Origin of the sequence: Rhodococcus jostii NBRC 16295 (genome assembly GCF_001894825.1) — a bacterium.
Taxonomy (GTDB): domain Bacteria; phylum Actinomycetota; class Actinomycetes; order Mycobacteriales; family Mycobacteriaceae; genus Rhodococcus_F; species Rhodococcus_F jostii.
Window position 1 is genome coordinate 1 of record NZ_BCWY01000087.1, and the last position, 12,954, is coordinate 12,954.

Sequence of the window (12,954 nt, forward strand, 5' to 3'; positions counted from 1 at the left end):
GTTGGGCGGCAGAGCATTTCCGGCGGTATCGGTGAGGAGGTCGATCTTGACGACCTTGGTGAACGTCTTGTTGAACATGCCGATGGTGAAGGCCAGGAACAGCGCGAGGACCAGGAAGAACACAAGCCCCAGCACCCGTCGGCCCACAACAGATGTCGTGTTGCTCATCCGGCCACCCTCACTGTGGTCGTCGTGCCCCAGATGGCGAGGCTGAGGAAGAAGTCGAGAACGGCGATGGTGACGATCGCGGTGCGGACCGCCCTACCCACGGCCACGCCCACACCGGCTGGACCACCCGACGCGTGATAGCCGTAGTAGCAGTGGATCAGGATCAGCACGAAGGCGAAGATCAGCACTTTCGCGAACGAGTACAGGACGTCCTGCGGTGGCAGGAACAAGTTGAAGTAGTGGTCGTACGAACCGGTCGACTGCCCGTTGAACACGGTGCTGATGATTCGGGACGCGAGATACGCCGCGAGCAGACCGACGATGTACAGCGGGATGACGGCCACGAATCCCGCGATCATGCGGGTGGTCACGAGGAACGGCACACTCGGCACCGCCATGACCTCCAGCGCGTCGATCTCCTCCGAGATCCGCATGGCGCCCAGCTGCGCCGTGAAACCACAACCGACGGTGGCCGAGAGCGCGAGTGCCGCAACGATCGGCGCGATCTCACGGGTGTTCACGTAGGCGGACAGGAAGCCGGTGAGAACCGAGCTGCCGAGCTGTTCGAGCGCGGCGAAACCCTGTAGACCGACGACGACGCCGGTGAAACCGGACATCATGGCGATGACGCCGATGGTGCCGCCGATGACGGCGAGTGCGCCGCTGCCGAACGTCACCTCGGCGAGTAGACGGAGCACTTCCTTGCGGTAGTGCACGAGAGTGTGGGGCGACCAGGCAATGGCCCTGGCGTAGAACGACATCTGCTCGCCGGCCTTGTCGAGCACGTTCAGCGGCGCACGCCCCACGCGGCGCGCCACCATCAGAGTCCGGTCACCGCGTCCCTTGGCGATTGTCATCGGGTCACGATCCCTTCGCCGGAACGACCTGGAGGTACACCATGGTCAGGATCAGGTTCGCGAAGAACAGCAGCAGGAACGTGATCACCACCGACTGGTTCACCGCGTCACCGACGCCCTTGGGTCCGCCCTTCGGATGGAGTCCCTTGTACGCGGCGATGACACCGGCGATGACACCGAAGACGGCCGCCTTGAGCTCGCCGACCCAGATGTCGGGGAGCTGCGCGAAAGCCGAGAACGATGCCAGGTACGCACCGGGATTACCCCCTTGGAGGACGACGTTGAAGAAGTAGCCACCGGCGATACCGACCACCGACACGAGGCCGTTGAGCAGGATCGCGACGAGGACCATCGCGAGCACCCGAGGCACGACGAGTCGCTGAATCGGGTTGATACCGAGCACTTCCATGGCGTCGATCTCTTCGCGGATCGTCCGCGCACCGAGATCCGCCGTGACCGCCGAGCCCGCAGCTCCGGCCACCAGCAGTGCCGTCACCAGCGGGGAACCCTGCTGGATGACGGCGAGAACGCTGGCCGCTCCCGTGAACGACTCCGCACCGAGCTGCTTGATGAGCGATCCGGTCTGCAGTGACACCACTGCTCCGAACGGAATCGCGACCATCGCGGTGGGCAGAATCGTGACGCTGGCGATGAACCAGGCCTGTTCGATGAACTCACGGAACTGGAACGGCCGTTTGAACGTGTTTCGTGCGACGTCGACGAAGAGCTCGACGATGTTTCCGGCCTGCGTCAGCGCACCGTTGACCGGCCGCAAGACCGAGCTGCGGGTAACCCCCATCCGTTATGCCTACCCTTGCCCGTGAGTGGTGTTTTCGTATCCTTCACCCCGGTATGCGGGGATGACCTGCGTATCTTCCTGGCTGTATGCGTAGTCGTAGCCTCCGCCGCCGTTTCCGCCGGACGTCTCGTCGAGGCTTTCCTGGATGGCGATCTGCGCGTTCTCCGGCAGGGTGTGCATGATGTGGCGGACGCGTTCCTGCCGGCGGGCCACGGCCTGCCGGAACGGCATCCCCGGCGTCGCCTTCATCTGCGGAACGATGCCCTCGACGTCGTCGACACCACCGGCATGATGCCCGGCATCGACCATCGCCTGCTCCTGCGCCATCTGCGCCTCGTCCTTCTCCTCCGACATCCCGATCGGACCGATCATCGTGCCGTTCAGGAACTGCTTGACCACCGGCTCCTCACTGGTCAGCAACACCTCCCGCGGACCGAACATCACCAGATGCCGACGGAACAACATCCCGATGTTGTCCGGCACCGTCCGCGCCAGATTGATGTTGTGCGACACGATCAGAATCGTCGCATCGATCTCCGCATTGATATCGATCAACGTCTGCGAAATGTAGGTCGTACGCACCGGATCCAGACCCGAGTCCGGCTCGTCCACCAGAATGATCTGCGGATCCAACACCAAGGCGCGGGCCAGGCCCGCACGCTTGCGCATACCACCGGAGATCTCACCCGGGAGCTTGTCCTCGGCCCCGAGCAGACCGACCAGCTCCATCTTCTCCATCACGATCTTGCGGATCTCGGACTCGGACTTCTTCGTGTGCTCGCGCAAGGGGAACGCCACATTGTCGAACAGGTTCATCGACCCGAACAACGCACCGTCCTGGAACAACACCCCGAACAACTTCCGGATCTCGTACAGCTCCTTGGACGAGCACTCCAGAATGTTGGTGCCGTCGATCACGATCGACCCCTGCTCCGGGCGGAGCAAACCGATCAGCGACTTCAGAAACACCGACTTACCCGTGCCCGACGGGCCCAGCAACGCGCTGACCTCACCGGCCGGAAGGGTCAACGTCACGTCCTGCCAGATCCTCTGCGAGCCGAACGACTTGGTCAGTCCCTCGACGGATACCTCGACTCCCACCATTACCTCCGCGACCGTCCGATGCACTCACCCCGTGTGGGTTGGGTCACTCTATCGCATCGGAGTGTTACCTGTGACAGGCTATGCTACTCATGAGTAAGAAAGATGCCAACAGCGGGTCCCACAATGCAAAACAACGCGTCTGAACTGGGATAACGGTAGCGAAATTTTTGGGCGCGCGTCCAGGTTTCGGCCAGTATTCTCGACACTCCGGAGGCGTCCACAGACAAAGAAGAGGGCCACTCCCCACCTATGGGGAGTGGCCCTCTTCGTCTGCTCGGTGAGCAGCGCGGGTGAGCCGTCTTACTTGACGGAGATCTTCGCGCCGGCAGCCTCGAGCTTCTCCTTGGCGGCGTCGGCCGCGTCCTTGGCAACCTTCTCCAGGATGGCCTTCGGAGCACCCTCGACGAGGTCCTTGGCTTCCTTCAGGCCGAGGCCGGAAACGACCTCACGGACGACCTTGATGACCTGGATCTTCTTGTCGCCAGCCGACTCGAGGATGACGTCGAACTCGTCCTGCTCCTCGGCAGCCTCGGCAGCAGCCGGCGCTCCGCCTGCAGCAGCAACGGCAACCGGAGCGGCAGCGGTGACCTCGAAGGTCTCCTCGAACGCCTTCACGAACTCCGAGAGCTCGAGGAGGGTGAGCTCCTTGAACTGGTCCAACAACTCTTCGGTGCTGAGCTTCGCCATTGTGGCGGTCCTTCCTGTAAGTCCCATGTCGCTGATCCGCGACCGGGCGGGGTTATAGCAGTGATGCGCGGGTGCGGATCAGCTTTCGGCTGCAGCCTCGGCGGGAGCTTCGGCAGCTCCACCTTCTGCGGCCTTCTTTTCCTGCAGTGCAGCAGCCAGACGGGCCACCTGCGAAGCAGGAGCGTTGAACAGGCCTGCGGCCTTTGCCAAGTTGCCCTTCATCGCGCCGGCAAGCTTGGCCAACAGGATTTCGCGGGACTCGAGGTCCGCGATCTTGTTGACCTCGTCCACGGACAGCGCAGCGCCGTCCATGTAGCCGCCCTTGATGATGAGCGCCTTGTTGTCCTTCGCGAAGTTCTTCAGAGCCTTCGCAGCATCGACGGGCTCGCCCTTGATGAATGCAATGGCGGTCGGACCGACGAAAAGGTCATCAAGGCCCTCGACGCCCGCCTCAGCAGCGGCACGCTTGACCAGGGTGTTCTTGGCGACGGAGTAGGTGGCACCTTCTCCGAGAGCGCGTCGCAGTGTCGTGATGTTGCCCACCGTCAGACCACGGTATTCCGTGATCACAGCAGCGGTCGAACCCTTGAACTGCTCGGTGATCTCCGCAACTGCGGAAACCTTCTCAGGCTTTGCCATACTTCGCCTCCTCTCATGACAGTCGTTATCCCACTTCGGAGCCGCTGTGCACCGCCGGGAATCCCGGAGCGCACAATCCACGACATGCAAAACGCCCCGGTGCAGGGCACACGGGGCGTGAAAGGAAGCCATTCGGTCAGCACGCAAACGCACGACCGATACGCATCCCCCTACCTCGTCCTCCTGCGTGGGCCGCCGGACATTCCCGGACTTTCAATCGCACCCTTTCGGGGGCGATCACCAACGGTCTTGGGTAGAACATGATTTGGGGTGAAGTTCGAATACTGCATTGAACTCCGCAGGACAGATTACGGCATGTCCTGCACTACCGCCAAATCGCGACCGGACCCATCCGTCATAGTGACCGGCGTCACTCGGCATGCGGCGGTGTGGTTCATCAGACTGAAGCTGCGCCCATTTACCTGTTACGAGACGTAACATATATGAGCTAGCTTTTCCTCATGACAATCCTCGAAGCCCGAGCCGTCGTAACCGGGTCCCGGACGCGGAGATTCCTCGCGCTCGCCGTGATCTGCCTGGCCGAACTGCTCGTCGTGCTCGACAACACCATCGTCAACGTCGCGCTCCCCTCCATCGGCGTCGAACTCCGCACCAGCGTCAGCGGGCTCCAATGGGTCGTCGACGCCTACACCCTGACCTTCGCCGGCCTGCTGCTGGCGTTCGGCAACCTCGGCGATCGCTACGGTCGCCGACGCGTCATGGTCATCGGGTTGATCGGCGTCGCCGTCATGTCGATCGCCGGCGCCAACGCCGAGAGTCTCGGCCAGGTCATCGCAGCACGCGCGGCGATGGGCGTCTTCGCCGCCGCCGTCTTTCCCGCGACCCTCGCGCTCATCATCAACATCTTCACCGACGTGCGGGAACGGGCACTGGCCATCGCCGCCTGGACCGCGATGGCCGGGTTCGCGATCGCCATCGGGCCGATGGCCGGCGGCTGGTTGCTCGAGCACTTCAGCTGGCACTCGGTCTTCTGGATCAACGTGCCGATCGCCGTCTTCGCTGCGGCAGCAACGCTGCTGCTGGTGCCGGAATCGCGTGCGTCCGTCGTCGGACACATGGACCTCGTCGGAATCGCCGCCTCGATCATCGGAACCACCGTGCTCGTGTGGGCGATCATCGAGGCCCCTCACCACGGTTGGACGTCGTCCGTCACGGTCGGCGCCGTCGCCCTCGCGATCGCCGTCCTCCTCGGTTTCGTCCTCTGGGAGCTGCGCACCGAACACCCGATCCTCGACCTGCGGCTGTTCCGCAATCGCAGGTTCTCGCTGCCCGCTCTCGCGATCGCGATCGGCTACTTCTCCATGTTCGGGTTCCTGTTCCTCATCACCCAGTACTTCCAGGGGGTCCGCGAGTACACACCGTTCGAGTTCGGTGTCGCATCGCTACCGTTCGCGGTGTCCGTGGCGGTCGGCGCGCCCGTCGCCACACTCCTCGCCCAGCGGATCGGGACGACTCCCGTGATCGTGTTCGGACTTCTCCTCACCGGAGTCGGCCTCTACCTCGGCGGTCAGGTGGCCGTCGACAGCAGCTATCTGACGGACGTCCTGCCGTCGATGGTGTCGATGGCACTCGGGCTGGCGATCGTGCAGGGTCCCGCGACAGAATCGATCATGGCGTCGCTGCCCCTCGACGAGGCGGGAGCGGGATCGGCGGTGAACGACACGACCAGGGAGATCGGGGGGACACTCGGCGTCGCCGTGCTCGGATCGATCGTCGCCTCGTACTACGCCACGACGATGAGTCCGCTGCTCGAACGGATTCCGGCAACCTTCATGAACGAGGACGAGAAGGGGTTCGCAGGGGCCACGGTTCTGAGTGTGCTCGAGATCCGCAAACGGGAGATCCCGCCGTTCCTCGAACAGCAGCGTGAAAATCTCATCCTCACCATGAAGGCGACGGTGCTGCAGGGCTCGCACACCGCGTCGCTCGTCGCGGCAGGCGCCGTCGTCGTCTGCGCGGTGGTCGTCGCGATCTTCATGCCGTGGGCGCCGGCGCGCACGGATTCCGTGATGCTCGCCTGGCGGAAGGAGCCCGCACCGGGGCCGGACGACGAAGACTGACCCGGAAAGCAGTTCGGCCGGTACGGAAGATTCCGTACCGGCCGAACTGTGTGAAGCGAGACTTACGCGTCGGCATCCTCGAGAAGGTTGCGGGTGCGGTTCGGGTCCACCGGGATGCCCGGGCCGGTGGTGGTCGAAACGGTGACCTTCTTGACGTAGCGGCCCTTCGCGGAGGACGGCTTCGCACGCAGGATCTCGTCCAGCGCGGCGCCGTAGTTCTCCACCAGCTTGGCGTCGTCGAACGACGCCTTGCCGATCACGAAGTGCAGGTTGGCCTGCTTGTCGACGCGGAAGTTGATCTTTCCGCCCTTGATGTCCGCGACAGCCTTCGTGACGTCAGCCGTCACGGTGCCGGTCTTCGGGTTCGGCATCAGGCCACGCGGTCCGAGGACGCGGGCGATGCGGCCGACCTTGGCCATCTGGTCGGGAGTCGCGATGGCGGCGTCGAAATCGAGCCATCCGCCCTGGATCCGCTCGATGAGGTCCTCGGCGCCGACGGCGTCGGCTCCAGCGGCCTCGGCCTCGGCGGCCTTCTCACCGACGGCGAACACGATGACGCGGGCGGTCTTACCGGTGCCGTGCGGCAGGTTGACCGTGCCGCGGACCATCTGGTCCGCCTTGCGGGGGTCGACGCCCAGACGGACGGCAACCTCGACGGTCGCGTCCATCTTGCTCGACGACGTCTCCTTCGCCAGCTTCGCAGCCTGCAGCGGGCTGTACAGCTTGTCGAAGTCGATCTTCTCAGCGGCGGCGAGATACGCCTTGCTGCGCTTTGCCATTTCTTCTGTCCTAACTTCTCACCGCAGTGTGTGTCTTGTCTGCGGTGGTGAATGGTTCAGTAGTGGTCGGGGCCTGGCCGGCCCTCCCACGATTTCTCGACGGCGGTGCCGTCAGTCGATCAGCGACGGCGGAGCCGTCAGTAGAACGCCGACGGCGGTGCCGTCAGGTGTCCAGAGCTCAGCCGTCGACCGTGATACCCATCGAGCGTGCGGTGCCGGCGATGATCTTCGCGGCCTGCTCGATGTCGTTCGCGTTGAGGTCTTCCTGCTTGGTCTTCGCGATTTCGCGCACCTGGTCCATGGTCACGGAAGCAACCTTGGTCTTGTGCGGCTCGCCGGAGCCCTTCTGGACGCCTGCAGCCTTGAGCAGCAGCTTGGCAGCCGGAGGGGTCTTCAGCTTGAAATCGAAGGTCCGGTCTTCGTAGACCGAGATCTCGACCGGCACCACGTTGCCGCGCTGGGACTCAGTCGCCGCGTTGTAGGCCTTGCAGAACTCCATGATGTTCACGCCGTGCTGACCAAGCGCGGGACCCACGGGCGGTGCAGGGTTAGCCTGACCGGCCTGGATCTGAAGCTTGATGAGCCCTGCGAGCTTCTTCTTCTTGGGGGGCATCTCGAATTCCTAATTCTTGCTGGGTGTGTTTCTTGCTACTGCAGTGCAAGTGTGTGGCGCTAGATCTTCGCGACCTGCGTGAAGGACAACTCGACCGGGGTCTCGCGACCGAAGATCGAGACCAGGACCTTGAGCTTCTGCTGCTCGGCGTTGACCTCGCTGATGCTGGCGGGCAGCGTGGCGAACGGGCCGTCCATGACGGTGACCGACTCGCCGACCTCGAAGTCGACCTCGATGAGCGGCTTCGCGAAGCTTTCGCCGCCGGTCTCGCCGCCCGAAACGGCTGCCGCGGCGGTCTGCTTCTTCTGTTCCTGCTGCGGGAGCAGGAACTTGGTCACCTCGTTGAGGGTCAGCGGGGACGGACGCGACGTGGCACCGACGAATCCGGTGACGCCGGGCGTGTTGCGCACAGCTCCCCAGGACTCGTCGTTGAGATCCATTCGGACCAGGATGTAGCCGGGCAGAACCTTGCGGTTGACCTGCTTGCGCTGTCCGTTCTTGATCTCGGTGACCTCTTCGGTGGGAACTTCCACCTGGAAGATGTAGTCGCCGACGTCGAGGTTCTGAACACGGGTCTCGAGGTTGGCCTTGACCTTGTTCTCGTAGCCCGCGTATGAGTGGATGACGTACCAGTCACCGGGGGCGCGACGCAGCGCGGCCTTGAGTTCCGCAACGGGATCCTCGGGCTCTTCAGCGGTCACAGCCTCTTCAGCGGTCACAGCCTCTTCGGCGGTCTCTGTCCCTTCGGGGACCTCGGCCTCTTCGGCGGGCGTCTCGTCGACGACCTCGTCGGCCGGGGCGTCCTCGGTTACGTCCTCACCGAGGATTTCTGCGGCTTCGGTGCCCTCTTCGGCAGCCTCGACATCCACTTCGGCTGCCGCCTCGGCAGAAACACGCTCTTCGGCCAAGGCCTCATTCGTGTCGTTCTCGGGGGTGCTCACTGGGGCACTCGCTTCCTCTCGTCACTCACATACTTCGGATCCACCGGGGCGGATTCCGTCAACCGAACAACCAGGTGACGCCTTTGATGACCACCAGATCCAACACTCCGATGAACGTCACCATGAACACCACGAATACCAAGACGACGCTGGTGTAGGTGATCATCTGCTTGCGATTGGGCCAGATGACCTTGCGGAGTTCGGCGATGACCTCGCGGAAGAACCTGCGCAGGCGCTTGAAGATGTTCTCCTTGCGCGGCTTGTCGGCGCGATCCTTCTTTGCCGGCTTGACCGTGGTGGCCGTCTCCGACTTCGAGTGTTCCGGTGACTTCACGGAACTCGCGGCGACCTCGGTACCTGCCGACGAACGACGGCCCTGGCGCTTACCGCTGGGCTTACCCGAGGGAGTAGCGGAACGCGTGGTGGCGTCGGCCGCGGTGTCGTCGGCACCGTCCGGGCGCGTCGACCCTGCAGTGTCGCCGTCGCGCTTGGCGCGCTCCTCGCTCACGTCGTTCCTCTCAGTCGCTGGCATCCGGGGGCAGGGGCGACAGGACTTGAACCTGCAACCTGCGGTTTTGGAGACCGCTGCTCTGCCAGTTGAGCTACGCCCCTTTGGTCGGGAGACCTGATCCGAAACTAGCCTCGGACCAACTCTTGACCGACCTCTCTGTGATTACATGACACGCGCGCCACCCTTGCCGGCCGAACAGCACCGTAGGGCAGCGCGCAGCGCTGAGTAATCCCAGAAATCTCAGTGTACTTCAAAGCCCCGGAACAAACCCAATCCACCCGGCTGTCAGGCCAGACGGACCGTTGCGGTGGCGCGACCGAAGATCTTCTTTCCCTCGGAGCGCGCCACGATCGCGACTACTGCTGTCTTGCTTTCCTCGTCGAGCGACTTCACCTTACCGGTGTACTCGACCTGCGCGGCCTCGTCCTCGCGGACGTAGACCGAGCTCGTGAAACGAACGTTGTATTCCTTGACTGCACCCGGATCGCCGAGCCAGGACGTGACGAAACCGCCGCCGAGACCCATGGTGAGCATTCCGTGCGCGATCACGTTGTCCAGACCGGCGAGTTTGACGACCTCGTCGCTCCAGTGGATCGGGTTGGGGTCGCCGGACACGCCCGCGTAGTTGACCAGGTCGCCACGCGTGAGCTTCACGATGCGCTCGGGGAGTTCCTCACCCACCGAGACGTCCTCGAACTTACGAAGCGCCATGCATGATCACGTCCTTGACTGCGTGAGCGATGTTCTCGTCGACCTCGCCACCGGTACGGGCGACCAGTGTCGTCCACGTGGTCTGGACCAGCTCGTCGTGCTGATCGGTGACGATGTTCTTGGTGACGATGATGTCGCTGCCGCCCATCTGACGGAACGACTCCAGGTACACGTCACAGACCAGACGGTCGCCGACCTTGATCGGCTTGTGGAACTCGAGCCGCTGGTCGGTCTGGAGGATCTGGCTTGGGTCGTAGCCGGTGACGATCTCCTTGAAGAGGCGTCCCTGGGCGATGATGCCGACGAGCGAGATGAACGTCAGAGGAGCGAGGAGGCCGTCGTAGCCGAGGCCCTTGGCGGCGTCCTCGTCGTGGTGAGCGGGGTGCCAGTCCTGCACGGCACGCGCGTACTCGCGCACCTTCTCGCGTCCGACCTCGTAGAAGTCGTCGACGCGGTAGTGGTGCCCGACCATCGCGAGTGCGTGCGCGGCAGGATCGGCAGGTACAGCCGCGGGCTCGTAAGCCTCTGTCTCTGTCACAGTGTCAGTCACGCGAAAGAACCTCTTCTACCCTTGACGTCAGCGCGTGAGGGCAGCCTAGAGGACTCCCTTCGCGAACGCAGTCCTAGTTCCGGACCGTGTTACTTGGACTCGCGGTGCGACTGGTGAGTTCCGCAGTTCGGGCAGAACTTCTTGATCTCCAGGCGATCGGGGTCGTTACGCCGATTCTTCTTGGTGATGTAGTTACGGTGCTTGCATACCTCGCAGGCCAAAGTGATCTTGGGCCGAACGTCAGTCGAGGAGGCCACGGGATGCCTTCTTTCGGGTGAATCTGATTACGAACAATCAGGGTGGATCATGCATATTGTGTAGCGGTGACCGGACTTGAACCGGCGACGCAACGATTATGAGTCGTTTGCTCTACCAACTGAGCTACACCGCCTCGGTGTCGAGTGTCGCGCACGAAGCGCTCCACTTCAATCCAGCGAGCCCCCTAACGGAATCGAACCGTTGACCTTTTCCTTACCATGGAAACGCTCTGCCGACTGAGCTAAGGGGGCGTGCTTCGCTCGCACATCGCTGTGCGCTGAAGCCTTGACGAGATTACACAGAGTTCGCGTCCAGAACCAAATTGCCTGGTCAGCCGCTTTGGTCGGCCGCTGCACCCGACAGTTCGGCGCGGCGACCGCGCCGGAGGCACCGAGACCTGCCGGGTCCACGAACGACAGAACCCCGGTGAGCTCTCGCTCACCGGGGTTCTGTGTGTGGCAGATGTAGGATTCGAACCTACGTAGGCATAAGCCGACGGATTTACAGTCCGCTCCCATTGGCCGCTCGGGCAATCTGCCGGGGTTGCACGAGGAGCGCGAAATCTGTGCGATATCGCTCTCCGCTGCGGAAAGAAGAATACAACGAACGGCCCCCCGTTTTGCAAACCGGGTGGATACGGGCGGTTGCGAACCGATAGCGTCGAATCTGCCCGCCGGCATCCGGCGGGCCTCCGGCCGGGTCGCGGCGGGGAGAACTAGACGAAACCGGGAGTGTGAAGTGGCTGATTCGTCCTTCGATGTGGTGAGCAAGGTGGAGCGTCAAGAGGTGGACAACGCCCTGCATCAAGCCGGTAAGGAGCTGTCGACCCGGTTCGACTTCCGGAACACGGGAGCATCGATCGAGTGGTCCGGCGAGGAAACCATCACCCTGACGGCCGACACCGAGGAGCGACTGCTCGCCGCCCTGGACGTCTTCAAGGAGAAGTTGATCCGGCGTGACATCTCCCTCAAGGCGTTCGACGCGGGCGAGCCGGCGCAGTCCGGGAAGATCTACAAGCTGTCCGGCAGCCTCGTCCAGGGCATCACGACCGAGAACGCGAAGAAGATCACCAAGAAGATCCGCGACGAGGGCCCCAAGGGCGTCAAGGCGCAGATCCAGGGTGAGGAGCTGCGGGTGAGCAGCAAGAAGCGCGACGACCTGCAGGCCGTCATTTCGCTGCTGAAGGGCGAGGACTTCGGGATCGCGCTGCAGTTCGTGAACTACCGCTAGAGGCGCTCCGCGCCTGTGTGTGGCCCACGAGTCCCTGCACTCGTCGACCACTCACAGGCGGCGAAGCCGCCTACATCCCCGCCATCCGCTCGAGGCGCTCGATCCGCTCGGCCATCGGGGGGTGGGTGGAGAACATCCGGCTGACCTTCTCGCCGGTGCGGAACGGGTTGGCGATCATCAGGTGCGACTGCGCGGCGAGCTGCGGCTCCGGCGGCAGCGGCGCGGCCTGGGTGCCCTGCTCCAGCTTCCGCAGTGCGGACGCCAGCGCCAGGGGGTCGCCGGTGAGTTCGGCGCCCGACTGGTCGGCCTGGAACTCCCGGGACCGCGACACCGCCAGCTTGACGACGGTCGCGGCGATGGGGCCGAGCAGCGACACCAGCAGCAGAGCGATCGGATTGGCGCCCTGTCCCCCGCCGCGCCCACCGAACATGTTGGCGAACATGGCGAAGTTCGCGAGCCCCGACACGACAGCGGCCATGGCGCCGGCGACCGACGAGATGAGGATGTCGCGGTTGTAGACGTGTGACAGCTCGTGCCCGAGCACAGCCCGGAGTTCCCGCTCGTTGAGGATCTGCAGGATGCCGCTGGTGCAGCAGACCGCGGCGTGGCGTGGGCTGCGCCCGGTGGCGAACGCATTGGGCGCGCTGGTGGGGCTGATGTAGAGCCGCGGCATCGGCTGGTGCGCGGTGGTAGCCAGCTCCCGGACGATCCGGTAGATGACCGGCGCCTGCACCTCCGTGATCGGCTGAGCGTGCATGGCCTTGAGCGCCATCTTGTCGCTGTTGAAGTACACGTACGCGTTCATTCCGACCGCGAACACGATGGCCAGCAGCAGGATGGTCGGGTTGCGGAACAACGCGCCGATGAACACGATCAGCGCCGACATGCCGACCAACAGAACCAGCGTCTTCGCCCCGTTTGCGTAGCGCACGTCACGCCTTCCTTGTCGTTGTCACCCGATCACGATCGTCCGAGATTCCGGGATCTTGATCATTCAACGAAACACGGTGGCGGGACGGTTCCCGT

15 protein-coding genes, 4 tRNA genes and 1 pseudogene are annotated in these 12,954 nt (G+C 63.6%); 2 read left to right on the top strand and 18 right to left on the bottom strand.

Going from position 1 to position 12,954, the window contains the following annotated elements:
- The 6 genes and pseudogenes from RJ1_RS48190 to rplJ all read right to left on the bottom strand — a co-directional run.
- Positions 1–168 (bottom strand): annotated as a pseudogene (locus RJ1_RS48190) (MCE family protein); the annotation flags it as partial.
- Positions 165–1,025: an MlaE family ABC transporter permease gene (locus tag RJ1_RS35855; protein ID WP_073367552.1), complete on the bottom strand. Its 861-nt coding sequence runs from the start codon at positions 1,023–1,025 to the stop codon at positions 165–167. The gene RJ1_RS35855 and the pseudogene RJ1_RS48190, both read right to left, overlap by 4 nt.
- Positions 1,026–1,029: 4 nt before the next feature.
- Entirely contained in the window at positions 1,030–1,824 is a 795-nt protein-coding gene (locus tag RJ1_RS35860) for an MlaE family ABC transporter permease (RefSeq protein WP_073367554.1), read from the bottom strand.
- 9 nt (positions 1,825–1,833) lie between these two features.
- Entirely contained in the window at positions 1,834–2,928 is a 1,095-nt protein-coding gene (locus RJ1_RS35865; RefSeq protein WP_072940034.1) for an ABC transporter ATP-binding protein, read from the bottom strand.
- Positions 2,929–3,228: 300 nt separating this feature from the next.
- A complete protein-coding gene (gene rplL, locus RJ1_RS35870; RefSeq protein ID WP_073367557.1) occupies positions 3,229–3,615 on the bottom strand; it encodes a 50S ribosomal protein L7/L12 in 387 nt (128 codons plus the stop codon).
- A 78-nt stretch (positions 3,616–3,693) separates the two neighbouring features.
- Positions 3,694–4,254: a 50S ribosomal protein L10 gene (gene rplJ, locus RJ1_RS35875; protein WP_005252102.1), complete on the bottom strand. Its 561-nt coding sequence runs from the start codon at positions 4,252–4,254 to the stop codon at positions 3,694–3,696.
- Positions 4,255–4,715: 461 nt separating this feature from the next.
- Between rplJ and RJ1_RS35880 the strand changes: the two genes are divergently transcribed.
- Positions 4,716–6,335 (top strand): MFS transporter, encoded by a 1,620-nt coding sequence (locus RJ1_RS35880; protein ID WP_073367560.1) that lies wholly within the window; start codon positions 4,716–4,718, stop codon positions 6,333–6,335.
- 62 nt (positions 6,336–6,397) lie between these two features.
- On the opposite strand, the gene rplA is transcribed toward RJ1_RS35880, so the two are convergent.
- The 11 genes from rplA to RJ1_RS35935 form a co-directional block, all read right to left on the bottom strand.
- Complete coding sequence (rplA, locus tag RJ1_RS35885; protein WP_005252097.1) at positions 6,398–7,114, bottom strand: 50S ribosomal protein L1; 717 nt, start codon at positions 7,112–7,114, stop codon at positions 6,398–6,400.
- A 178-nt stretch (positions 7,115–7,292) separates the two neighbouring features.
- On the bottom strand, positions 7,293–7,727 hold the full coding sequence (rplK, locus tag RJ1_RS35890) for a 50S ribosomal protein L11 (RefSeq protein WP_005252095.1): 435 nt from the start codon (positions 7,725–7,727) through the stop codon (positions 7,293–7,295).
- A gap of 59 nt (positions 7,728–7,786) precedes the next feature.
- On the bottom strand, positions 7,787–8,668 hold the full coding sequence (nusG, locus tag RJ1_RS35895; RefSeq protein WP_073367562.1) for a transcription termination/antitermination protein NusG: 882 nt from the start codon (positions 8,666–8,668) through the stop codon (positions 7,787–7,789).
- 58 nt (positions 8,669–8,726) lie between these two features.
- Positions 8,727–9,176: a preprotein translocase subunit SecE gene (gene secE, locus RJ1_RS35900; protein WP_073367565.1), complete on the bottom strand. Its 450-nt coding sequence runs from the start codon at positions 9,174–9,176 to the stop codon at positions 8,727–8,729.
- Between the two features lie 31 nt (positions 9,177–9,207).
- Positions 9,208–9,280 (bottom strand) — tRNA-Trp (locus RJ1_RS35905).
- A 184-nt stretch (positions 9,281–9,464) separates the two neighbouring features.
- Positions 9,465–9,890, bottom strand: coding sequence for a (3R)-hydroxyacyl-ACP dehydratase subunit HadB (gene hadB, locus RJ1_RS35910; protein ID WP_005252091.1), 426 nt, complete (start codon positions 9,888–9,890; stop codon positions 9,465–9,467).
- The gene (gene hadA / locus RJ1_RS35915; protein WP_073367567.1) at positions 9,877–10,440 is read right to left on the bottom strand and encodes a (3R)-hydroxyacyl-ACP dehydratase subunit HadA; all 564 of its coding nucleotides are present in this window, start codon (positions 10,438–10,440) and stop codon (positions 9,877–9,879) included. Before hadA ends, hadB begins: the two co-directional genes overlap by 14 nt.
- An 89-nt stretch (positions 10,441–10,529) precedes the next feature.
- Entirely contained in the window at positions 10,530–10,697 is a 168-nt protein-coding gene (gene rpmG, locus RJ1_RS35920) for a 50S ribosomal protein L33 (protein ID WP_005252089.1), read from the bottom strand.
- 61 nt (positions 10,698–10,758) lie between these two features.
- Positions 10,759–10,831 (bottom strand) — tRNA-Met (locus RJ1_RS35925).
- 45 nt (positions 10,832–10,876) lie between these two features.
- Positions 10,877–10,949: transfer RNA gene (locus RJ1_RS35930), tRNA-Thr, on the bottom strand.
- A 205-nt stretch (positions 10,950–11,154) separates the two neighbouring features.
- Positions 11,155–11,237: transfer RNA gene (locus RJ1_RS35935), tRNA-Tyr, on the bottom strand.
- Between the two features lie 199 nt (positions 11,238–11,436).
- On the opposite strand from RJ1_RS35935, the gene RJ1_RS35940 reads away from it, so the two are divergent.
- Positions 11,437–11,928, top strand: a complete 492-nt coding sequence (locus RJ1_RS35940) for a YajQ family cyclic di-GMP-binding protein (RefSeq protein WP_005252088.1) — start codon at positions 11,437–11,439, stop codon at positions 11,926–11,928.
- Positions 11,929–11,998: 70 nt separating this feature from the next.
- Here the strand turns inward: RJ1_RS35940 and htpX are convergent, their stop codons facing one another.
- Positions 11,999–12,859 (bottom strand): zinc metalloprotease HtpX, encoded by an 861-nt coding sequence (gene htpX / locus RJ1_RS35945; protein ID WP_073367570.1) that lies wholly within the window; start codon positions 12,857–12,859, stop codon positions 11,999–12,001.
- Between the last annotated feature and the right edge of the window lie 95 nt (positions 12,860–12,954).